This window comes from Roseococcus sp. GW821-FHT12F05, assembly GCF_058806835.1.
Genome location: NZ_JBXAQB010000004.1, coordinates 422,438 through 442,677 on the forward strand (window position 1 = coordinate 422,438; position 20,240 = coordinate 442,677).

22 protein-coding genes are annotated in these 20,240 nt (G+C 69.0%); 8 read left to right on the plus strand and 14 right to left on the minus strand.

Annotation, left to right across the window (positions count from 1 at the left end; all coding sequences use genetic code 11):
- The first annotated feature begins 74 nt into the window (after window positions 1-74).
- Window positions 75-1,052, plus strand: a complete 978-nt coding sequence (locus tag AC1ROY_RS13960; protein WP_493149435.1) for a Bug family tripartite tricarboxylate transporter substrate binding protein — start codon at window positions 75-77, stop codon at window positions 1,050-1,052.
- 13 nt (window positions 1,053-1,065) lie between these two features.
- Here the strand turns inward: AC1ROY_RS13960 and AC1ROY_RS13965 are convergent, their stop codons facing one another.
- The 7 genes from AC1ROY_RS13965 to AC1ROY_RS13995 all read right to left on the minus strand — a co-directional run bounded on the left by AC1ROY_RS13965 (window position 1,066) and on the right by AC1ROY_RS13995 (window position 6,418).
- The gene (locus AC1ROY_RS13965; RefSeq protein WP_493149436.1) at window positions 1,066-1,641 is read right to left on the minus strand and encodes a M23 family metallopeptidase; all 576 of its coding nucleotides are present in this window, start codon (window positions 1,639-1,641) and stop codon (window positions 1,066-1,068) included.
- 215 nt (window positions 1,642-1,856) lie between these two features.
- Window positions 1,857-2,576 (minus strand): class I SAM-dependent methyltransferase, encoded by a 720-nt coding sequence (locus AC1ROY_RS13970; RefSeq protein ID WP_493149437.1) that lies wholly within the window; start codon window positions 2,574-2,576, stop codon window positions 1,857-1,859.
- An 11-nt stretch (window positions 2,577-2,587) separates the two neighbouring features.
- Complete coding sequence (locus tag AC1ROY_RS13975) at window positions 2,588-2,920, minus strand: DHCW motif cupin fold protein (RefSeq protein WP_493149438.1); 333 nt, start codon at window positions 2,918-2,920, stop codon at window positions 2,588-2,590.
- Between the two features lie 37 nt (window positions 2,921-2,957).
- Complete coding sequence (locus AC1ROY_RS13980; protein WP_493149439.1) at window positions 2,958-3,611, minus strand: hypothetical protein; 654 nt, start codon at window positions 3,609-3,611, stop codon at window positions 2,958-2,960.
- Window positions 3,612-3,710: 99 nt separating this feature from the next.
- Window positions 3,711-4,106, minus strand: coding sequence for a Zn-ribbon domain-containing OB-fold protein (locus AC1ROY_RS13985; protein WP_493149440.1), 396 nt, complete (start codon window positions 4,104-4,106; stop codon window positions 3,711-3,713).
- Window positions 4,107-4,111: 5 nt separating this feature from the next.
- Window positions 4,112-5,278: a thiolase family protein gene (locus AC1ROY_RS13990; RefSeq protein WP_493149441.1), complete on the minus strand. Its 1,167-nt coding sequence runs from the start codon at window positions 5,276-5,278 to the stop codon at window positions 4,112-4,114.
- 153 nt (window positions 5,279-5,431) lie between these two features.
- Window positions 5,432-6,418: a Bug family tripartite tricarboxylate transporter substrate binding protein gene (locus AC1ROY_RS13995; RefSeq protein WP_493149442.1), complete on the minus strand. Its 987-nt coding sequence runs from the start codon at window positions 6,416-6,418 to the stop codon at window positions 5,432-5,434.
- 273 nt (window positions 6,419-6,691) lie between these two features.
- On the opposite strand from AC1ROY_RS13995, the gene AC1ROY_RS14000 reads away from it, so the two are divergent.
- Window positions 6,692-7,492 (plus strand): hypothetical protein, encoded by an 801-nt coding sequence (locus AC1ROY_RS14000; RefSeq protein WP_493149443.1) that lies wholly within the window; start codon window positions 6,692-6,694, stop codon window positions 7,490-7,492.
- On the opposite strand, the gene AC1ROY_RS14005 is transcribed toward AC1ROY_RS14000, so the two are convergent.
- The 6 genes from AC1ROY_RS14005 to AC1ROY_RS14030 form a co-directional block, all read right to left on the minus strand.
- Window positions 7,493-7,855: a bleomycin resistance protein gene (locus AC1ROY_RS14005; protein WP_493149444.1), complete on the minus strand. Its 363-nt coding sequence runs from the start codon at window positions 7,853-7,855 to the stop codon at window positions 7,493-7,495. It abuts the gene before it with no gap.
- Window positions 7,855-8,730, minus strand: a complete 876-nt coding sequence (locus AC1ROY_RS14010; RefSeq protein WP_493149445.1) for a carbohydrate ABC transporter permease — start codon at window positions 8,728-8,730, stop codon at window positions 7,855-7,857. Before AC1ROY_RS14010 ends, AC1ROY_RS14005 begins: the two co-directional genes overlap by 1 nt.
- Window positions 8,731-9,021: 291 nt before the next feature.
- Complete coding sequence (locus tag AC1ROY_RS14015; protein ID WP_493149446.1) at window positions 9,022-9,978, minus strand: carbohydrate ABC transporter permease; 957 nt, start codon at window positions 9,976-9,978, stop codon at window positions 9,022-9,024.
- A gap of 58 nt (window positions 9,979-10,036) precedes the next feature.
- Window positions 10,037-11,362, minus strand: a complete 1,326-nt coding sequence (locus AC1ROY_RS14020) for an ABC transporter substrate-binding protein (protein ID WP_493149447.1) — start codon at window positions 11,360-11,362, stop codon at window positions 10,037-10,039.
- A 39-nt stretch (window positions 11,363-11,401) separates the two neighbouring features.
- Window positions 11,402-12,451, minus strand: a complete 1,050-nt coding sequence (locus tag AC1ROY_RS14025; RefSeq protein WP_493149448.1) for an ABC transporter ATP-binding protein — start codon at window positions 12,449-12,451, stop codon at window positions 11,402-11,404.
- The gene (locus AC1ROY_RS14030; RefSeq protein WP_493149449.1) at window positions 12,451-14,091 is read right to left on the minus strand and encodes a thiamine pyrophosphate-requiring protein; all 1,641 of its coding nucleotides are present in this window, start codon (window positions 14,089-14,091) and stop codon (window positions 12,451-12,453) included. The genes AC1ROY_RS14025 and AC1ROY_RS14030 overlap by 1 nt, the downstream gene beginning before the upstream one ends.
- A gap of 95 nt (window positions 14,092-14,186) precedes the next feature.
- Here AC1ROY_RS14030 and AC1ROY_RS14035 point away from each other — a divergent pair, with 95 nt between their 5' ends.
- The 6 genes from AC1ROY_RS14035 to AC1ROY_RS14060 are packed head-to-tail and all read left to right on the plus strand — an operon-like array spanning window position 14,187 to window position 19,787.
- Entirely contained in the window at window positions 14,187-14,381 is a 195-nt protein-coding gene (locus AC1ROY_RS14035) for a hypothetical protein (RefSeq protein WP_493149450.1), read from the plus strand.
- Entirely contained in the window at window positions 14,378-15,754 is a 1,377-nt protein-coding gene (locus AC1ROY_RS14040; RefSeq protein WP_493149451.1) for an amidase, read from the plus strand. The genes AC1ROY_RS14035 and AC1ROY_RS14040 overlap by 4 nt, the downstream gene beginning before the upstream one ends.
- Window positions 15,754-16,872, plus strand: a complete 1,119-nt coding sequence (locus tag AC1ROY_RS14045) for a TIGR03364 family FAD-dependent oxidoreductase (RefSeq protein WP_493149452.1) — start codon at window positions 15,754-15,756, stop codon at window positions 16,870-16,872. Before AC1ROY_RS14040 ends, AC1ROY_RS14045 begins: the two co-directional genes overlap by 1 nt.
- Complete coding sequence (gene phnX, locus AC1ROY_RS14050; RefSeq protein ID WP_493149453.1) at window positions 16,869-17,672, plus strand: phosphonoacetaldehyde hydrolase; 804 nt, start codon at window positions 16,869-16,871, stop codon at window positions 17,670-17,672. Before AC1ROY_RS14045 ends, phnX begins: the two co-directional genes overlap by 4 nt.
- A gap of 4 nt (window positions 17,673-17,676) precedes the next feature.
- A complete protein-coding gene (locus tag AC1ROY_RS14055) occupies window positions 17,677-18,732 on the plus strand; it encodes a hypothetical protein (RefSeq protein ID WP_493149454.1) in 1,056 nt (351 codons plus the stop codon).
- Window positions 18,729-19,787 carry a hypothetical protein gene (locus tag AC1ROY_RS14060; RefSeq protein WP_493149455.1) on the plus strand — a complete coding sequence of 353 codons (1,059 nt, stop codon included), beginning with the start codon at window positions 18,729-18,731 and terminating at the stop codon, window positions 19,785-19,787. The genes AC1ROY_RS14055 and AC1ROY_RS14060 overlap by 4 nt, the downstream gene beginning before the upstream one ends.
- A gap of 66 nt (window positions 19,788-19,853) precedes the next feature.
- Here AC1ROY_RS14060 and AC1ROY_RS14065 read toward each other — a convergent pair.
- A partial coding sequence (locus AC1ROY_RS14065) for a sugar nucleotide-binding protein (RefSeq protein WP_493149456.1) occupies window positions 19,854-20,240 on the minus strand: 387 nt, incomplete at its 5' end.

Genomic DNA, 20,240 nt, shown 5'->3' on the forward strand with positions numbered 1-20,240 from the left:
CCCTTCCGGCCTCGCGGCCGCTGTCCGATACTCGCACCAGCGATCGGCTCGTTGAAGCCGGCGGAGGAACATTCATGAAGCTGCGCGCCACCCTTGTGATCCTGCTCGGCCTGACGGCCCCCCTCCTTGCGACGGCGGTCTCCGCGCAGGAGGCCTGGCCGACACGCCCCATCCGCCTGGTCGTGCCCTTCGCCGCCGGCGGCCCGAGCGACATCGTGGCGCGGGTGCTGTCGCCGCGCCTCACCGCCACGCTCGGCCAGCCGGTCGTGGTGGACAACCGGGCCGGCGGCGGCGGCATCACCGGCGTGGACGTCGTCGCGCGCGCCGCGCCGGACGGCTATGTCTTCGGCCTGGGCAGCGCGGGCGGCCTCGCCATCGCGCCGCGCCTCGGCCGCGGCACGCCCTACGATCCCCTGCGCGACCTTTCGCCGATCACCCTCGGCGTCTCCGTGCCCGAGCCGATCGTCGTGCCCGCGGCGCTGCCCTATCGCACGCTGGCCGAGCTCATCGCGGCCGCCAAGGCGGAGCCGGGGCGCCTGAACTTCGGCAGCACCGGCCCCGGCAGCATGCCGCACCTCGCCGCCGAGCAGCTTCGCGCGGCCGCCGGCATCGACCTCACGCACATCTCCTATCGCAGCGGCGGCCTGCTCGCGACGGCCATCCTCCAGGGCGAGGTGCAGCTCGGCTTCGCCGACCTGCCGGTGCTGCTGCCCAATATCCGCGCCGGCACGCTGCGGCCGCTGGCCGTCGGCGCCGCGCAGCGCCTCTCCTGGATTCCCGACGTGCCGACCATGGCGGAGCTCGGGCTGCCGAGCGTGGATGCGAGCAACTGGCACGGCTTCGTCGCCCCCGCCCGCGTGCCGGAGCCGATCCTGGTGGCGCTCCACCGCGCCGTCGCGGGCGCGCTACGGGATCCGGAGATCGCGCGCGTGCTGCATGACCAGGGCGCGGTGCCGGGCGGGAACTCGCGCGAGGAATTCGGGGCCTTTCTGCGCAGCGAGAACGAGAAGTGGGGCGAGGTGATCCGGCGCGGCAACATCCAGGGGGAATGACGCGCCCGTCGGGTCACCCCGTCTTGGCGGCCCGCGCGATCACGTCGATCTTCGAGTCCTCGATGAAGCCGGCCGGGCGGTAGTTCTGCGGATCGCCGAAGATCTCCTTCGGGTCGACGCGGCCGGCGAGGCCGAGCCCGGGCCGCGGGATCGTCCGGAACTCGAAGTGGAGATGCGGATAGCGGGGATAGGAGCCGGCATTCCCGCTCAGCCCGGTCAGGGCCACCTTCTCGCCGCCCTTCACCCACTGCCCCTCGACGACCAGCGCGCTCTCGAGATGCGCATAGGCCGCGTAGATCTCCGAATAGGCGCTCCGCAGCCCCAGCAGGCGGATGACGAGCACGGTGCCGTAGTCCTTCGACGTGTAGACCTTGGAGACGATGCCGCCGGAGACCGCGAAGCAGGGCGTTCCGCTCATCGCGAAGAAGTCCCAGCCCTGGTGCACGCGCGTCCCGCCGGACCGGACATGTCCGAAGGTCGCGCCCTTCCAGGAGGCAAGCTGGCCCGCCGATTTGGGATGGTTCTTGTCGAAGACGATGTCGTCCTCGCGGAGGATGGAGTTGGCCAGGGGGAGGAACCGGGCGGCCACGCTGAAGGCGATCAGTTTTTTGACTGTTCCTTCAAGGATGTAAAAGGAAGGATCATTCAGCATGATGTATTTCCCCCGTTTGATATTTTTCTATTGAGGGAGAATTACGCCGAGTTCGAGGCGACTTGAAAGTAAATCCGGGGCGGATTTCAGCTTCATGAGCTGAAGCCGAGAAGCTGCAGGGATCCAGCAGATCGAAAGCCGGTCCCGGGCCATCACCCCTTGCGCGCGGCGATCAGCACGAACATCGGACGTTCGAGCTCCTTCTCCAGCGCCGGCTCGACGGCGATCTGCGCCGGCGTCGGGCTCCACTCCTCGACATGCGTGAGCCGCAGGCCCGCGCCGATCACCAGGTTCAGCGTCGTCCCCAGCATGCGATGCTGCTTCACCACGCCATCCGTGAACCAGCCCGTGACGCGCTCGCCCTCGCGACAATAGCCATCGATCGGCCACACATGGCCGCTCACCCATCCAGGCCGCGACGGCGCCATGAAGATCGGGTGCTCCATCGACACCACGAGCGATCCGCCCGGCACCAGCGCGCGCGAGACCTTTTCGAGCAGCGCGCCCAGATCGGCGATGTAGTGCAGCGCCAGCGAGCTGAAGGCGAGGTCGAACGCGGCCTCCGGAAGCTCCACGGTCTCCAGGTCCGCGCGGCGGTATTCGATCGCGGGATCCGAGCCCATCGACAGCGCGCGCTCCAGCATCTTCTCCGAGAGCTCGAGCCCCAGAACCTGCGCCGCGCCCCGCTCGCGCGCGTAGCGGGAGAACCAGCCGAAGCCGCAGCCCAGGTCCAGCACCCGCGCCTCGTGCAGTTCCGGCAGCAGCGCGCGCAGGGACGGCCATTCCGGCGCGCCGGCCAGCCCCTCCTGCGAGCGCCGCAGCTGCGCGTAGCCGGCGAAGAACTCGTCGCGGTCGTAGATGTTCTGCGCCATCCCTTGGGCCATCAATCCACGATGAAGAGCTTCACGCCCGTCTGCGTCGACGAACGGTGCGGGGAATCGCCGAAATCGGAGACCTGGTAGCTCATCCCTGCCGTCAGCTTGTTCTTCCGCCCGTCCTTCAGCTCGGAATCCAACTCGCCCTCGATCACGTAGATGATGTGGCCGCGGTCGCACCAATGATCGGCCAGATAGCCCGGCCCGTACTCCACCATCCGCACGCGGACATCGCCGATGTTGAGCGTGCGCCAATAGCCCATGCCCGTCTCGCCGGGATGCTCGGTGCGCGGCATCTGCGACCAGTCGGTGACGGTAAAGGGCAGTTCGGGAATCTTCATCTCGGTCTCGCTTTCGAAGGGAAGCGCCGCCGATCTCTCAGCGCGGGTTGAAGCCCTGCGCCGCCGGATCGAAGCTCTTCGCGGTGCCAGTATCGAACCAGGCGCCCGCGTTCGCCATGCCCTTGGCGCGATCGCCGTCCGGCTTGCCGAGGCCGGGTACGTAGAGCTGGTCCATGAAGAGGTGAGGGGCTTCGGGCGCGATGATGCGGAGGTCGTCGCCCGCGGCCGCCGTGCGCCCGGGCCCGGCATGCGCGGCGATCACGAGGCGCGGCCGGATATGCACGCTGACGATGATGTCCGCATCCGTCCAGCCATCCGCGATCGGCAGGGCGAGCTGCCGCCGCGCCATCTCGCTGAGCCGCACGCCCGCCGTGCGCGCGCGGTCGAGCAGCAGGCGCATGCGGTCCTCCTCCATCCACCAGGGCGAGTTCAGCAGGTTCGGCAGACCGCCGTACTTCAGGTCCTTGCTGCTGGCGATGCGGAACATGCGGTTGTCCTCCGCGAGCTCCACGCGCCGCATCGCCACCAGGCCGCCATTGCGGTGGAACAGCCCCTTCGGATTGCGCTTGGCCGGGTCCGGATTGGGATCCGGGATCATCCCGGGCTTGCCGTCGAGGCCGAGCTGGTAGCCCTCGGCCTCCATGCGCAGCTGGCTGTCGAGGAAATAGGCTTCGTTGACGGCACGCGCCATGACGTCGCTCCAGAAATAGTCGGATGCATGGATTCATGCTCCGGGCACAAAAAAGCCCGGCGGCAGCCCCATCGGGCTGCCGCCGGGCGCTCGGAAGGATCAGGCCAGGACGAACATCGGCACCGGGGCGCCGCCGTCGCTGTCCTTGAACTTCAGCTTCACCTTCAGCCCGACCTTCAGGCTGTCGAGGTCGCACTCGATGATGTTGGTGAGGACGATAGGCCCCTCATCCAGCTTCACATAGGCGACCGAGAAGGGCTCCTTCCCGCGCGCCACGCTGTAGCTGTAAATCTCGCCCGTGCCTTTGGCCTCGACGAACTCCACATTGCTGGAGAGCGTGAAGGGCGAGATGTGGCGCGGGTAGTGGAAGAGCTTGCCCGTGTCCTTGCACTTGCCGAGCAGGAATTTCCCCGCCTTGTAGCCGTCAAGGACGGGCTTGTTGTCCGGCGTCTCGCCGGGGGCCTGGGGCGTACGGTCGAAGGCTTGCGTCGCCATGATGTTCACTCCCTCTCCAGGATGACGGTGCCGCAGCCATGCCGCGTCCCGAGGCTGCCGCCCTTGCCGTTGGCCAGCACGAGGTCGGGGTTGGGGACCTGCACCTTCGGATGCGCCTCGCCGCGCGACTGGCGCACGGCCTCGATGACCTTGGTCATGCCGCCGCGATTGGCCGGGTGGTTGTTGCAGAGCCCGCCGCCGTCGGTGTTAAAGGGCAGCTTGCCCACGCCGGAGATCAGCCCGCCATCCTGCACGAAGGCGCCCGCCTTGCCCTTCTCGCAGAAGCCGAGATCCTCGAGCTGCAGGATCACCGAGATGGTGAAGCTGTCGTAGATCGAGGCGTACTTGATGTCCGACGGCTTCACGCCCGCCTTGCCGAAGGCCATCGGGCCTGAGAAGCGCGCGGCGGAGTAGGTGAGGTCGATCGCGCCGGCGGTCTGGTGCTTGTAGGCCTCGCCCCAGCCCTTCACGCCGACCTTCGGGCGCTTCAGCGTGGCGGCGATCTCGGGCCGCGCGACGATCAGCGCGCCGCCGCCGTCGGAGATGACGCAGCAGTCGAGCCGGTGCAGCGGATCGGCCACCATCGGCGAGTTCACGACGTCCTCGACGGTGACGACCTTGGGCAGCATCGCATGCGGGTTGTACTGCGCGTGCGTGGAGGCCGCGACCTTCACCCAGGCCAGCTGCTCCGACGTCGTGCCGAACTCGTACATGTGCCGCGAGGCGACGTTGGCGTGCATCGTCGCGATGGTGCGCGCATAGGGGAGCTCGAAGGGCTCGTCGGGGACGCCCACGCCCGTGCTGCGCACGGCGGTGCCGGTCTGCATGCCCTCGGCGCGCGGACGGCCGGCGAGCGTGATCAGCGCCACGTTGCACTTGCCGGCGATGATCGCCTCGACCGCATGGCCAACATGGATGACGTAGGAGGAGCCGCCGCTTTCCGTCGTGTCGTAATGGCGGATCTTGGTGAGGCCCATGTAGTCGAGCATGGAGAGGCCGCCCATGCCCGGGGCGTCGCCCGCGCAGAAGTAGCCGTCGATGTCGGAGGCGGAGAGGCCCGCATCCTGCAGCGCGCCGTAGGCGACCTCCGCGTGCAGCTGCGCGGTGGACTTGTCCTCGGCCTTGCGCGTCGGGTGCTCGAAAGCGCCCACGATGTAGGCGGGGTTCTTCATGGGCGGCACAGCCCTTTCCTGGCGATCATCGCATCCTCCCGGGATGAGTGGGCCGCCATCTCATGAGGCGGCGGGGGCAGCCTCGCCGCGCCAAGCCGAACAGTCAACCGCTCGGTCGGTCGGCATCGGCATGCGCCTGGAAAGGCTTGCGAATCAACCCAGGTTCAACTGCCGGGCCAGCGCGCGGTACAGCTCGATCTGGGCCGCGACATGGGCGCGCGCTGCAGCGCCGTCCGTCACATGCGGCACGCTGCCGATGCGCTCCGTGGCCGCCAGCCATTCCGGATCGCGCCCGATCGCCGCCACCACGCGTGCCCAGAACTCCACCGCCTCCGCCGACATGCCCGCGGGGCCCGCGAGCGCGTTCCACCCCGCGATCTGCGACAGCGTGGGCAGGCCGACCTCGGCCGCCGTCGGCACATCCGGCAGCGCGCGCAGGCGCTCGTCGCCGGTGACGACGAGCGCGCGGATCTGGCCGTTGCGGATCGCGCCCATCATGTCGCCGAGGTTGTTGCCACCGAACTGCGCCTGGCCGCCGAGCAGCGCGGCCAGCGCCTCGCCGCCGCCGCGATAGGGCACGGCCTGCGCCGCGTCGATCGGCAGGCCCGCCGAGGCCAGCAGGTAGCGCACGCCGAGATCGAGGATCGTCGCGGGACCGCTGGTCGCGAAGTTGAGCGTCCCCGGCGCGGTGCGGATGGCGGTTAGCAGTGACGCCAGATCATCATATGGAGCATCCGCGCGCACGCAGATCACATAAGGATTGAGATCGAGCAGCCCGAGCCAGGTGAAGTCGCCGATCTGGTAGGGCGTGCGCGGGTCGATCGCCGGCAGGATCGCCGAGGCCGCGACGCGCGCGAGCAGCAGCGTGTGCCCGTCCGGCCGCGCGCGCGCCACATATTGCGTGCCGATCGCCCCCGACGCGCCCGCACGGTTCTCGACCAGGATCGTCTGCGGGTCCGGGCCCATGTGCTTCACCGCATGCGCGGCGAAGGTGCGCGCGGCGATGTCGGCCGCGCCGCCCGGCGTGAAGGGCGCCACCAGCGTGACCGCGCGCGTCGGCGCATAGGTTTGCGTCTGGGACCATGCGAGGCACGGCCACATTCCCGCCGCACCCGTGAGCATGCTTCGGCGCGTGAACATCACCCACTCCCTGTCGAGCGACATATCTAGCCCGAGGCATGAACCCTACGGAGGGGGCAGGGTTGCCCTTTGCCTTCACGGCATGCTACCGCGTGTTGCATGTTGACCGAGATTGGCCCGCCTGGGAGAGAAAACCTCCTCCCGACGCCCCGGCACACGCCACGCGCACCGAGACCGCTCGGCCTGCGCCGGCCCCTCCGACGGAGGAGCCTTCGTCGTCTTTTCGCCCTGGGTACCCTCGCGGCCTGCCTGATGGGCGCGATGGGCTTCAACATGCCCGCTGCCCTGGCCGCCGATCGCACCTCCACGGCTCGCAGTGCCCAGGGCGCCCCGCGCAACCCGACCCACGCCGCGCCGAGCGCCCCGCAGCCGCGCCGCGAGGCGGCCAGTCGCCCGGCCCGCGGCTCGACGGCCCGCACCCGCGTCGCGAGCCGCACCCATCCCCGCGCCTCCGTCTCGCAGGTCGAGGCGCCGACCCGCATGCGTGACGCCCCGCAGGAGCTGATCCCGGTCATCGGCCCTGACATGCGCGCCGGCGTCCCCACGGACCCCCGCGCAGCCTGCCTGGAGGCCACGCGCCGCGCCGAGGACGTGCATGGCGTGCCGCGCGGCCTGCTCACCGCCATCGCGCTCGCCGAGAGCGGCCTGCACGCCTATGCGCTCTCCATCGGAGGGCGCCCCTATTTCCCGCAGACCGAGGAGCAGGCCCGCTCGCTCTACGCCAGCGCGCCGCCGCGGCGGAGCATCATGGCCGGCTGCGTGCAGGTGAACGCCCGCGTCCACGCGCGGAACTCCTTCTGGCCGCTCGATCCCATGCGCTCGGCCGACTGGGCCGGCGGCATCATGGCCCGCTGGGCCGCCGAGACGGGCAGCTGGTCGGAGGCGCTGCGGCGCTGGCACGGCGGCAGCCCCGCCTCGACCCAGCGCCTCGTCTGCCGCGTGCGCGCGAAGATGGAAGTGACCAATCCGGACAGCACGCTGTTCGACAATTATTCCTGCAACGGCGCCCTCACCGAGCGCACGCGGCGCAACGGCGCCGCCCACCTCGCCATCGCCCAGCGGCTGTCGGACTGATCAGCCGGGCTCCGTGCCCATGCCGAAGGTGAGCTGGTTCCCGTCGGGATCGATGACGTTGAAGTCCCGCATGCCGTAGGGATAGTCCTGCGGCGGCTTCGGCGCCCGCGCCCCGCGCGCCTTCAGCTCGCCGTACAGCGTATCCACATCCTCCACGAAGATCGCGATGGCGCCCTGTCCGGCCGCGCGCTTCGTCTGCTTCGCGGCGATGAGATGCAGCTCCACGTCGTCGCGGCACAGCCCCGCATAGAAGATCGGCTTGCCGTACTCGAAGGTAACATCGAAGCCCAGCGCGTAGCGGTAGTGATGGATGCTGGCGACGATGTCCTGGACCACGAACACCGTCGCCGCACCCGTGAGCATCACTCCTTCACCGCGCCCGTGAGGCTGCTCACGTAGTAGTCCACGAAGAAGGAGTAGAAGATCGCGACCGGCAGCGAGCCCATCAGCGAGCCCGCCATCAGCGCGCCCCACTGGTACACGTCGCCCGTCACGAGCTCGGTCAGGATCGCGACCGGCACCGTCTTGTTCTCGCTGCTCTGGATGAAGGCGAGCGCGTAGATGAACTCGTTCCAGCTCAGCGTGAAGGAGAAGATGCCCGCGCTGATCAGCCCCGGCACCGCCAGCGGCAGCGTGATCCGCCGCAGGATCTGCAGGCGCGTCGCGCCGTCGATCAGCGCGCATTCCTCGAGCTCGTAGGGAATGGATTTGAAGTAGCCGATCAGCAGCCAGGTGCAGAAGGGCACGAGGAAGGTCGGGTACACCAGCACCAGCGCGAAGGGCGAGTCGAAGAGCCCTAGCTGCACCACCATCGTCGCCAGCGGGATGAACAGGATCGAGGGCGGCACGAGATAGGCCAGATAGATCGCGAGGCCGACATACTGGCTGCCGGTGAACCGCAGCCGCTGGATCGCATAGGCCGCGAGCGTGCTCGAGAAGAGCGAGAGCGTCGTCGCGCCGATGGAGACGAGCATCGTCGTCATCAGCCAGTGCGGATAGGCCGTCTCGAAGAGCAGCTTGCGGATGTGCTGCAGGGTCGGCGAGGTGATCCAGAAGGGATTGTGCGTGGCGAAGTCGTAGAGCTCCGCATCCGGTTTGAAGGCCGTGATCGTCATCCAGTAGAACGGAAACAGCAGGATCAGCACGAAGCAGGAGAGCGGCAGCCACAAGGTCACCATGCGCCGCGCGCGGCTGTCCCAGTGCATCGTCTCCGGCGCAGCCGTGGAAGCATTGCTCATGGCGTGGTCCTTGCTGAATGGGGCGCGCGAGTGGGGAAGGTGGAACGGGGGGGCTTTGCCCCCGCACCCCCACCAAAGGCCGAGAGGCCTTTGGAAACCGGCACATGGGAGTTTGGGAGAGGGCGGCGCGGAACCGATGGGCCCGGCGGTCGCTTCGTGCCCTCTCCCAAACTCCCATAAGTATTGGGTTCCAAGGGCTCAATGGCCCTTGGCGGGGGAGCGCGAGGGGGCAGAGCCCTCACGCATCCCACCTCCCCACTCACGCACCCCACCTCGGCAAGGCTCATGCCATCAGTCATTGCCTTCTCCCTGCTGCCACTTGCGGCGGGCGAGGGCGAAGTAGCTGAACAGCGTCGCGAAGATCAGGAAGGGGATCATGGAGACCGCGATGGCCGCGCCTTCGCCGAGCTGGCCGCCGGGGATGCCGCGCTGGAAGGCGAGGGTGGCGAGCAGGTGGGTGGAGTTCACCGGTCCGCCGCGGGTGATGGCGTAGACGAGCTGGAAGTCGGTGAAGGTGAAGATGATCGAGAAGGTCATCACGATGGCGAGGATGGGCAGCAGCATCGGGAAGGTGATGAAGCGGAAGCGCTGCCAGGAGGAGGCACCGTCGAGCAGCGCGGCCTCGTAGAGGGAGGGCGAGATGGTCTGCAGCCCCGCGAGCAGGGAGATGGCGACGAAGGGGATGCCGCGCCAGATGTTGGCTGCGATGAGCGAGAAGCGCGCCGGCCATTCGCTGCCGAGGAAGTTGATGTTGGTCTCGCGCCAGCCGAGCACCTGCACGAAGACGTAGCTGATGATCGAGAACTGCGGATCGTAGATCCACCAGAAGGCGATGGCGGAGAGGACGGTCGGCACGATCCAGGGCAGCAGGATGATGGCGCGCAGCAGCGACTTGAAGGGCATGTGCTGATTGAGCAGCAGCGCGAGCCAGAGGCCGAGCCCGAATTTTCCGATGGTCGCGAGCGTCGTGTAGAAGACGCTGAAGAAGACGGCGTTCCAGAAGATCGGGTCGGTGAAGAGGAACTCGAAATTCTCGAGGCCGACGAAATAGCCGCTCCGGCCGATCGTCGTGTCGGTGAAGGCCAGGTAGATGCCGAGCCCCAGCGGATAGGTCAGGAAGACGCCGAGCAGGCCGAGGGCCGGCAGCAGGCAGGCGATGATGAGCACCGCCTTGTTGTCCATGACGCGCACGAGCCAGCCGGGCTCCTGGCGCATCTTGGACCAATGCAGTTGGGTGGTGGCGTCCATGACGGGTGCTCCGGTGCCCGCGCGGCGCCATGCCGCGCGGGAGGCATGAAAAGTCGGATCAGCGCCGGCGGAAGAACCGCGCCGCGCGGCGTTCGGCTTCGCGCGCCGCGGCTTCCGGCGTGGCCTGGCCGGAAGCGACGGAGGCGCACATCTGCACCATGACGTAGTCCGCGTTGGCGGCCGCCGAGCCCTCGGTGATCGGGCCCGCGTAGCCGTTCCAGAAGCCGCTATCCATCGTGTCGCGGAAGATCGAGACCTTCGGGTCGCTGCTCCAGACGGCGCTGTTGCCGTAAGCGTTGAGCGGCTGGGCCCAGTAGCCCAGGTTGGCCTGCAGCCAGGGGTCGTACTGCTCCGTCTCCAGCAGGAACTGCAGCAGCGCCTTGGCCGCGTTCGGGTAGCGGCTGTGCTTGAACACCATGGCGTTGAGCGTGAGCCCCGCCATCGGTGAGGTGCTGGCGAGCCCCTTCGGCAGCAGCGTGTGCTCGGTGTCGGCCGCGATGGGCGCCGTCGCCGGATCGTTCTTCAGCGAGAAGTAGAGCGACACGCCGTTCGCCGTGAGGAAGAGCTCGTTCGACGAATAGGCGCGGTTGTTGCTGATGTCGTTCCACGCGATCGTGCCGGGGATGAAGGTCGGGTAGAGCTCCTTCAGGTAGTTCAGCGCGGCGATGGTCTCGCGGCTGTTGATGCCGGGCGTGCCGTCCTCGTTCACGAGCTTGCCGCCGAAGGACCAGATGAGCCAGTTGGCGAAGCCGTTGCCGTCGCCCACGGCATTGCCGAGCGCGAAGCCCGCGGGCTTGTTGGCGCGCTTCAGCGCCTGGCAGAGGCGGAGGTAGTTGGCGTGGTCGTCCGGCGGCGCCTGGAAGCCCACCTCGTTCAGCGCCGACTTCCGCCAGACCAGCGGGCCGCCCGAGGCGCCGAAGGGCAGGCCGATCCAGTTGTTGGTGCCGTGCCGCTTGCCGTAGCGCTGGGCCAGCCGCTTCCAGCCGCCGTACTTGGTGCCGATGTACTCGGCGACGTCGGTCAGCTCGACCAGCTTGTCGGCATAGACGTGCGGGGCGTCGCCGAAGCCGATGATGAGGTCGGGGCCGGCGCCCGTGTTGCCGGTGACGGCGGTCTGCTGGTTGATGTCCTCCCAGCCCACGAAGTCCACGCGCACCTGTACGCCGGTGTTCTGGGTGAAGCGTGCGCAATTGGCGCGGAAAACCTCCTCGTCGGGCTGCACGAAGCGCACGGGGCGCAGCATGCGCAGCGTGGCGCTGTTCTCGATCGGCAGCCGCGGCGGCGTGGCGGGCTGGGTGGGGATGGTCTGCGCGGAAGCGGCGCCGGCGAGCACCGTCGCGGCGCCGATCCCGGCGATGTCACGGCGTTTGATGAGGTATGCCATTTTCTTGTTTGTCCTCCCTGGATGAAAGCGGTGGGCGGGTTACATGCGCTCCCCGGTCCCCTTGTCGAAGAGATGCGCCTGCGCGGCCGCGGGCAGCACCGGCATGGTGTCGCCGGGCTTGGCCGTGATGCGCTCGCGGAAGACGCCGTTCACGGCGGTGTCGCCGACGCGCATCATGACCTGCGTCTCGCTGCCCATCGGCTCGACCAGCGTGACGCGTGCGGGCATGCCGTCGCCGGCGAGCCGGAAGTGCTCGGGCCGGATGCCGTAGATGGCGGGGCCGGGCCGCGCTTCCTGCACTGGCGGCAGCGGCCAGCTCGTGCCGTCGGGCGTGAGAAAGGCGCCGTTCTCGATGCGGCCGTCGAGCAGGTTCATCGCGGGGCTGCCGATGAAGCCCGCGACGAAGACGTTCGCGGGGCGGTCGTAGAGCTCCAGCGGCGGGCCGGCCTGGCGGATGTGGCCGAGCTCCATCACGACGATCTTGTCGGCCATGGTCATGGCCTCGATCTGGTCGTGCGTCACGTAGACGGTGGTGACGCGCAGGCGTTGATGGAGCTCCTTGATCTCCGAGCGCATCTGCACGCGCAGCTTCGCATCCAGGTTCGAGAGCGGCTCGTCGAACAGGAAGACCTGCGGGTCGCGCACGATGGCGCGACCCATGGCGACGCGCTGCCGCTGGCCACCCGAGAGCTGGCGGGGATAGCGGTCCAGCAGCATCTCCAGGCCGAGGATCTTCGCCGCGCGCCCGACCTCGGCCTGCATGACCTCCTTCGACGCCTTGGCCAGCTTCATCGAGAAGGCCATGTTGTCGAAGACGGTCATGTGCGGATAGAGCGCGTAGTTCTGGAAGACCATCGCGATGTCGCGATCCTTCGGCGGCACGGTGTTCACCACGCGCCCACCGATGGAGATCTCGCCGCCGGTGATGTTCTCGAGCCCGGCCAGCATGCGCAGCAGTGTGGACTTGCCGCAGCCGGAGGGGCCGACGAGCACGACGAACTCGCCGTCCTCGATGTCGACGGAGACGCCGTGCAGCACCGCGGTGCTGCCGAAAGCCTTGCGGACCTTGTTGATCTGGACTGTCGCCATCAGAGCCTCGACACCTGCGTCTCCTTGGAGGTGATGAACTCCAGGAGAACGGGGATGCCTTCCTTGGTCTTGGCGATGCCGCGCCGGATGGCGGGGATGATGTCCTCCACCTTCTCCACGCGCTCGCCGTAGCCGCCGAAGGCGCGGGCCATGGCGGCATAGTCGCCGCTGATGTCGGTGCTGCGGTACTTCTCCGTGCTGACCGGCATGACCTTGAGCTCGATGGCCATGGAGAAGTTGTTCAGCAGGATGGACATGATGGGGATGCGCTCGCGCACCGCCGTTTCGAAATCCATCCCCGTGAAGCCGATGGCCGCATCGCCCCAGACGTTGATGCAGAGCTTGTCCGGCGCGGCGAGCTTCGCGCCCATGGCAAGGCCGAGGCCGTAGCCCAGCTGCGTCGTCTTGCCCCAGCCCAGATAGGACAGCGGCGTGCGCGACACCCAGAAGGGCGAGAGCTGGTCGCGCGGCGAGCCCGCGTCATGCGTGATGATCGTGTTGTCCACGTCCACCGTGCGCCAGAGGTCACGCAGTACGCGGTAGGGGTTGAGCGGCGCGGCGTCGCTGTCGCGCTTCGGCGCCCATTCGGCGAGCCAGGTCGCGCGGATCGTCTCGATCTCGTCCTGCACCGGCTTGTGCGGGCGCGGTTCCTTGATCATGCCCTTCAGCTCGGCGAGCAACGCGTCGAGCACCAGCGCGGCGTCGCCGACGAGGCCGATGTCGCAGCGCTGGTCCTTCTCCAGGTGATCCGGATCCAGCGTCGAATGGATGATCTTGGGACCTTTCGGCATCTTCACGCCGAAGTTCGTCTCGGTGAAGGAGCAGCCGACGCCGAAGATCACGTCGGCATTGTCGAGGAAGTGGCGCACCGGCTTCGGAATGGCGAGCCCGCCGGAGCCGAGTGCGAGCGGGTGGTCCTCGGGGAAGGAGGACTTGCCGCCGAGGCTCGAGGTCACGGCCGCGGCCAGCAGCTCCGCGAGTTCCTTCAGCTGCGGCCATGCCTTCGCCCAATGCACGCCGGTGCCGGCATAGATCACCGGACGGCGCGCCTTGGCGAGCATCTCCGCCGCGCGCTTCACGTCGACGGGGTCGGGGCCGGAGCGCGTGACGACGACGGGCGTGTAGCTCCAGTCCGCCGGCATCTCCTCGTTGAACATGTCCGTCGGGATCTCGACGATGACGGGGCCGCCGCGGCCGTTGCGCAGGCGGGCGAAGGCGCGGCGCATGATGTTCGGCACCTCCGCCGCGCTCATGATCGCCTCGGCGGACTTCGTGATGCCGCGCATCTGCACGGTGCTGTTGAAGTTGGGCGGCACCTGCGCGATGCGGCGCGGATAGCCCATCGGCAGCACGAGCACCGGGATGCTCTCGCCGAAGCACTGCGCGACGCCGCCATAGGCGTTCTCAGCGCCCGGCCCGTGCTGCATGCAGAAGGCGCCGAGCTTCTTCGCGGAAGTCACGCGGCTGATGGCGTCCGCCATGTGCAGGCCGATGCGCTCCTGCCGCACCATCACGGGGCGGATGTCGATCGCCGCGCAATGCTCGATGAGGTGGTTCACCGGATAGCCGGTGAGGACCTCGATCCCCTCCCGCTTCATGATCTCCGCAATGGCGTCGCCGACTTTCATGGCCGCACTCAACTCCCCGTGAAATTTTGTTGTCGGGAAGCTAGCCTCCGCTTCGCATGGGCTGCAAGCATGGCAAACTATTTTTCCCGAACAGCTTAGGACGTTCCATGGCCGAACCGCTTTCCCCCGAAAGTTTCGCCACGCTTCTCGCGCAAACCGGTGTGTCCCTGCCGCCCGCCGAGGCCGAGGATCTGCGTCACGCGCACGCCAAGCTCATGACGATGCTCGCGATGTTGCGCGACCCGCCGGTGCCGCTTGCTGCCGAGCCCATGCTGATCTTCATTCCCGGAGGCGAGGCATGATCCCGACCATTGCGGAGGCCGCATCCCTTATCGCGGCTAAGAAAATCTCGCCGGTCGAGCTGACGCGCGAGTGCCTCGCCCGAATCGCCGCCCGCAACGCCGAGCTCAACGCCTTCATCCTCGTCACCGAGGAGCGCGCGATGGCGGATGCCAAGGCCGCCGAAGAGAGGCAGATGGCGGGCACGCTGAAGGGGCGCCTCGACGGCATCCCCATCGGCCACAAGGACATCTATTCGACCGCCGGCATTCCCACGACGGGCCATTCCGCGCAGTTGCAGGATCACGTCCCGGACACCGATGCCGTCACCGTCGCGAAGTGGCGTGACGCCGGCGTCGTGCTGCTGGGAAAGCTCGCGACGCACGAGTTCGCCTTCGGGGGCCCGAGCTTCGACCTGCCCTGGCCGCCGGCGCGCAATCCGTGGGACACGGAGCGCTTCACGGCTGGATCCTCCTCCGGAACGGGAGCCGCGGTCGCAGCCGGCCTGGCGTTGGGCGGTACAGGCTCGGACACTGGCGGCTCCATCCGCGGGCCCGCGGCGCTCTGCGGCATCGCCGGCATCAAGCCGACCTACGGGCTCTGCTCGCGCACCGGCATCCTGCCGCTCGCGCAGTCGCTCGACCATGCGGGTCCGCTGGCCTGGACCAGCGAGGATTGCGCCATCCTGCTGGAGGCGATGGCGGGCCACGACCCCAGCGATCCCGCCAGCGCCGATCGCCCCGCGCCGCAATTCGAGATCGAGCAGGACATGCGCGGCCGCCGCATCGGCGTCATCCACCATTTCCATGAGGTGGATCACCGCGTCTCCGACGCCACGCTCCGCGGCATCGAGGAAAGCTGCGCGATCTTTCGCAAGCTCGGCGCCGAGGTGGTCGACGTCACGCTGCCGAGCCTGCAGGAGTTCAACGCGGCCGGTTGGGTGACGCTCTCCGCCGAGGCCTGGGCGATCCACGAGAAGTGGATGCGCGAGCGTCCCATGAAGTACGGCGAGTTCCTGCGCGGCCGCCTCGCGCTGGGCGGGCTGCTCTCGGCCGGCGACTATATCCAGGCGCAGCGCAAGCGCCGCTCGCTCATCGAGCGCAGCTTCGCTGCCAGCGCGGGCTTCGACCTCCTGATCACCGCGGCGCAGCCCGGCGAGGCCGCGAAGATCCGCGAGGTGCCGAAATGGGCAAGCCTGGAAAAGCCCAACTTCACCATCCCGTTCAACCTCACCGGCTGGCCCGCGCTGACGGTCTGCACGGGATTCGGCGAGGGCGGGCTGCCGGTGGCCGCGCAGCTCGTGGGCCATCCCTGGACGGACGGCTTCGTGCTCGCCGCCGGCCATGCGCTGGAGCGCGAGAACGGCGCGCGCGCCAAGCGTCCGCCCGGCGTGTGATGGAGACCTCCTACGACCTTCTCGTCGTGGGCCATGGCATCGTGGGGCTGGCGCATGCGCTGGCCGCCGCGCGCGCCGGGCATCGCGTGGCGGTGATCGACCGCGATGCGCAGCCCAACGGCGCGTCGATCCGCAACTTCGGCTTCGTCACGGTGACGGGGCAGGGGGCGCCGCACACCTGGCGCCGCGCAAGGCGCGCGCGCGACGTCTGGGCCGGTGTCTGCGAGGAGGCGCATATCCCGGTGCTCCAACGCGGGCTGCTGATGGCGGCGCGTCGTCCGGAGGCGCTCGCCGTCATCGAGGAATTCGCGGTCGGCCCGATGGGCGAGGGCTGCCGCATCCTACGGCCAGGGGACATTCCGGCGCCGCTCTCGCGCGACCTGCTGGGCGCGCTGCACTCGCCGCACGAGCTTCGCGTGGAGAGCCGCGAGGCCGTGCCGCGGCTGCGCCATTTCCTTACCGAGCGATACGGCGTCACGCTGCTGCCGCGCGTGGCGGCGCTTGCCGTGGAGAGCGGCCGCGTCGTCACGCCGCACGCGACCTTCACCGCGCCTGGAATCGTGGTCTGCCCGGGCACCGACATCGTCTCGCTCTTCCCGGAGCATTTCGCCGCGCGCGGCACCACGCTCTGCAAGCTGCACATGCTGCGCCTCGCCGATCCCGGCTGGATCCTGCCCGCGCCCGTCATGAGCGACCTCGGCCTGCACCGCTACCGCGGCTATCACGACGCGCCCTCGCTGCCCGCGCTGCGCGAGCGACTGCGGAACGAGCAGCCGGAGGCGCTGGAGAATGGCGTGCACCTCATCGTCGTGCAGGGCGCGGACGGCAGCCTCGTCGTCGGCGACAGCCATCACTACGCCGACACGCCAGACCCCTTCCAGCCGGAGCATGTGGACGCGCTCATCCTGGACGAGTTCGCGAAGGTGCTGGGCAAGCCGCCGCCGACCGTCGACCGCTGGATCGGCGTCTATCCCTCGGCCGCCGAGGACGCCTTCTTCGAGGCGCCGCTGGACGGCGTGCGCCTCGTCTCCGTCACCTCGGGCACCGGGGCGTCCACCGCCTTCGGGCTGGCCGAGGAAGTCCTGGCTGACCTCATGGGTCTGGAGATGCCGACATGATCCGCGCCGTGATCTTCGACTGGGCCGGCACCGTGCTCGACTTCGGCAGCCGTGCGCCCATGGCGGCCTTCCAGGAGGCCTTCTCGCGGCTCGGCGTGTCGATCACCGTCGACGATGCGCGTGGGCCCATGGGCATGGCCAAGCGCGACCACATCCGCCTCGTCGGCACGGCGCCGCACACCAACGCCGCCTGGCGTGCGCGCCACGGCCATGATTTCGGCGAGGCCGACATCGACGCGGTCTTCGAGATCTTCGAGCCGCTGAACGTCGCGGCCGTCGAGAAGCCCGAGCACTCCACCCTCATCGCCGGCGCGAAACAGACGCTCGACTGGTGCGCCGGCCGCGGCATCCGCATCGGCTCCACCACCGGCTACACGCGGCCGATCATGGAGCGCCTCGCGCCGCTTGCCGCGCAGCAGGGCTTTTCCCCGGAGGTGATGGTCTGCGCCGGCGACCTTCCCGCCGGCCGGCCCGCGCCGCTGCAGATGTGGTGGGCCATGGCGACCATGGGCATCTGGCCGGCCAGCAACGTGGTGAAGTGCGACGACACGCCGCCCGGCATCGGCGAGGCGCGCAACGCTGGCGCCTGGGCCGTTGGCTTCGCACTCTCGGGCAACATCGCCGGCCTCTCCGAGGACGAGATGAGCCGGACTTCGGCGGTGGAGCGGGACGTGCTGCGCGAGCGTGCGACGCAAGAGCTTCTCGCTTCCGGCGCGCATCTCGTGGTGGATTCCGTCGCCGACCTGCCGCGAGCGATCACGGAGATCGAGGCGCGGCAGGCGAGGGGCGAGGCGCCCTGAGGCCATGACGCTCCTGCGCCTCTCGGCCGGCGTCGTCCGGGGGGGCAGCGCCCGCCTCTCCGGTGCCTGCGAGGGCCCTGGCTTCGAGGGCATCGACGTCGTGACGATGGGAACCGATGGCCGGGAGCTGTCGCGCGCGCGCCTCGCGGACTGCCTCGTCTCTGGCCAGGCCGGAGGCTTCGAAGCATCCATCGGCCTCGGCGGTGCCGACGGTCCCGTGAAGGGCATCTATTTCGCCTCTCCCGACCCGGCCTTCCGCATCGAGGCGGGCGCCGGCTATGAGCTCACGCGGCTCTTCCTCGAGGGCGAGGAGGAGTACACGCGCTCCGGCTTCGGCGTGAAGCGCGCCAACCGGCCGCACGACAAGGAGACCGACTGCTTCCTCTCGCGCCAGCTCGCGGAGGCCTATGCCGGCGCGCTGGAGGACCGGATCCTCATGGCGGTCTCCTACGCCTACCGCGCCGTCGAGATCGGCTCGGCCGAGGAGACCGCGCATGCGCTCGACATCCTCGCCGGGTGCATGCGCGACACCGACCGGCTCGGCCTCAGCCACCAGTTCCGCCGCGACCGGACCCATCTGCGGGTCTCCATCCTCACCGTCCGCTGGCATGGGGAGCTTGCACTGGGCCGCGTCGCGGATTTCCGGGCGACGCTCGGCGAGCTGATCGAGATGGCCCCGCATGTGATGATCAGCCAGCAGGTCTTCCGGACCTGCAACAACACCACCCGCGGCCTCGCCGTCCTGGCCGCCTTCGCCCTGCTGACGGGCGAGCGGGAGGCGGCCTTCGAGGCGCTGCGCAACGTGCGCGAGGTGCTGCGCTTCGCCGGGATGCGGCTGGAGGACGAGCCGGGGGTGCTGCTGGAATTCAGCGGCGTCTGCCGCTTCTGCGCGGCGATGACGCCGCTGCGCAAGGCGCTGGGCCGCGACCTCGACACGGCTATCGACGCGGCGGATCTGGAGGCGAAGCTTGTCCGGCCGGCCATCCGGAGCTCGAACGTCGTCGAGATGGCGGAAGCCTTCCGCCGGGCCGTGGCGGCCGGCCCCGGCGGAAGGCGATGACCTTGCTGCGCCTATCGGCCGGCGTCATCCGCGACGTCAGGGCCGTCGTCTCCGGCTCCTGCGAGGGCGCCGGCTTCGATGCGATCGACATGGTCGCGATGGGGACCGGCGGCCGGGTGTTGCGCCGCGCACGTCTCGCGGACTGCCTCGTCTCCGGCGGCGCCGAGGGCTTCGAGGCGTGCCTCGACCTCCAGGGCTTCGAGGCTCCCGTGAAGGGCATCCAGTTCGCCTCGGCCGATCCGGCGTTCCGCATGGAGGCCACGGCGGCCTACGAGCTCACCAGCCTCTTCTTCGAGACGGAGGAGGAGTACGACCGCTCGGGCTTCGGGCGGAAGCGGATCCTGCGCCCTCGCGACAAACGGACCGACTGCTTCCTCTCACGCCAGCTTGCCGAGGCCTATGCCGGCGCGCTGGAGGACCGCCTCCTGATGGTCATGTCCTATGCCTACCGTTCCATCGAGATCGGCTCCGGCGCCGATACCGCGCAGGCACGCGAGCTTCTCCTGGCGCTCGGCCGCCGCCAGTCCGAGTTCCGTCCCCATCTCGAGATACGCAAGGATGGGACCCATCTGCAGACCTCCATCCTCACGACGCGCTGGCACACGGAACTGGCGCTGGACCGGTTCGCCGAATTCCGCGCCACGCTCGAGGCGCTGCTGGACCATTCCGTCCAGGTGATGGCGAGCCCGCTGGTCTTCTACACCTCGGCCAATGCGATCCGCGGCCTGGTGGTCCTGGCGGCCTTTCGGCTGCTGACCGGCGACCGGAAAGGCTGGTTCGCGGCGCTCGATGCCGCATGGGAGGTGCTGAGATCCGCCGGCATGAGCATGCGCAACGGCGATAGCGGCCTGGGGGAATTCGCCGGCTCCTGCCGGCTCCTCGCCATGATGGTGCCGCACCGAAGGAGGCTGCTGCGCCGTCCGGACGCGCTGCTGAACGAGCAGGCCATCGCCGATCTGGAGAAGCTGGTCGTCCTGCCGGCCTTTCGGACCACCAACCCCCGTGTCCTGCTCGATGCCTTCCGGCGGGCGGTGACCGGGGCCGCTGGCCCGTGAAACGCGATCAGCCTCGCTCGATGGCGCTTCGCTGAGGAGAGCTTCCGCGCTCCTGGCATGTTCAGGTCAGGCGTGCAGCGCCTTCATGACGCGCTCCAGCCCCTGCTGCCATGTCGGCAGCGCCACGCCGAAGGTCTCACGCAGCTTCGTCCCGTCCGTGCGCCCGTCCGTCGGCCGCACGGCCTTCACGGGATACTCGTGCGTGGCGATCGGGTGGACCTTCGGCTGCGGCCCGCCATAGGGCTGCGCGGCTGCGAAGATGGCCTCGGCGAAGCCATGCCAGTTGGTCGCGCCGCCCGCCATCGCGTGGAAGACACCGCGATACTGCGGCTGCCAGCCCGTGGTGTGAATGCGTTCCAGCACGGCGGCGATGGCGTCCGCGAGGTCGGGCGCGGCGGTCGGATGCCCGTGCTGGTCGGCCACCACGCGCAGCTCCGGCCGCGTGGCCCCCAC

Excerpts from the sequence above, each read along its gene's own strand:
- phnX (WP_493149453.1), top strand. The coding sequence starts at position 16,869 with ATGATCCGCGCCGTGATCTTCGACTGGGCCGGCACCGTGCTCGACTTC.
- AC1ROY_RS13990 (WP_493149441.1), bottom strand. The coding sequence starts at position 5,278 with ATGAAGAACCCCGCCTACATCGTGGGCGCTTTCGAGCACCCGACGCGC.
- AC1ROY_RS14035 (WP_493149450.1), top strand. The coding sequence starts at position 14,187 with ATGGCCGAACCGCTTTCCCCCGAAAGTTTCGCCACGCTTCTCGCGCAA.
- AC1ROY_RS14020 (WP_493149447.1), bottom strand. The coding sequence starts at position 11,362 with ATGGCATACCTCATCAAACGCCGTGACATCGCCGGGATCGGCGCCGCG.
- AC1ROY_RS13995 (WP_493149442.1), bottom strand. The coding sequence starts at position 6,418 with ATGTTCACGCGCCGAAGCATGCTCACGGGTGCGGCGGGAATGTGGCCG.
- AC1ROY_RS14040 (WP_493149451.1), top strand. The coding sequence starts at position 14,378 with ATGATCCCGACCATTGCGGAGGCCGCATCCCTTATCGCGGCTAAGAAA.
- AC1ROY_RS14045 (WP_493149452.1), top strand. The coding sequence starts at position 15,754 with ATGGAGACCTCCTACGACCTTCTCGTCGTGGGCCATGGCATCGTGGGG.
- AC1ROY_RS14000 (WP_493149443.1), top strand. The coding sequence starts at position 6,692 with ATGCCCGCTGCCCTGGCCGCCGATCGCACCTCCACGGCTCGCAGTGCC.
- AC1ROY_RS13960 (WP_493149435.1), top strand. The coding sequence starts at position 75 with ATGAAGCTGCGCGCCACCCTTGTGATCCTGCTCGGCCTGACGGCCCCC.
- AC1ROY_RS14060 (WP_493149455.1), top strand. The coding sequence starts at position 18,729 with ATGACCTTGCTGCGCCTATCGGCCGGCGTCATCCGCGACGTCAGGGCC.
- AC1ROY_RS14025 (WP_493149448.1), bottom strand. The coding sequence starts at position 12,451 with ATGGCGACAGTCCAGATCAACAAGGTCCGCAAGGCTTTCGGCAGCACC.
- AC1ROY_RS13975 (WP_493149438.1), bottom strand. The coding sequence starts at position 2,920 with ATGAAGATTCCCGAACTGCCCTTTACCGTCACCGACTGGTCGCAGATG.
- AC1ROY_RS14010 (WP_493149445.1), bottom strand. The coding sequence starts at position 8,730 with ATGAGCAATGCTTCCACGGCTGCGCCGGAGACGATGCACTGGGACAGC.
- AC1ROY_RS14015 (WP_493149446.1), bottom strand. The coding sequence starts at position 9,978 with ATGGACGCCACCACCCAACTGCATTGGTCCAAGATGCGCCAGGAGCCC.
- AC1ROY_RS13970 (WP_493149437.1), bottom strand. The coding sequence starts at position 2,576 with ATGGCGCAGAACATCTACGACCGCGACGAGTTCTTCGCCGGCTACGCG.
- AC1ROY_RS13980 (WP_493149439.1), bottom strand. The coding sequence starts at position 3,611 with ATGGCGCGTGCCGTCAACGAAGCCTATTTCCTCGACAGCCAGCTGCGC.
- AC1ROY_RS14055 (WP_493149454.1), top strand. The coding sequence starts at position 17,677 with ATGACGCTCCTGCGCCTCTCGGCCGGCGTCGTCCGGGGGGGCAGCGCC.
- AC1ROY_RS13985 (WP_493149440.1), bottom strand. The coding sequence starts at position 4,106 with ATGGCGACGCAAGCCTTCGACCGTACGCCCCAGGCCCCCGGCGAGACG.
- AC1ROY_RS14005 (WP_493149444.1), bottom strand. The coding sequence starts at position 7,855 with ATGCTCACGGGTGCGGCGACGGTGTTCGTGGTCCAGGACATCGTCGCC.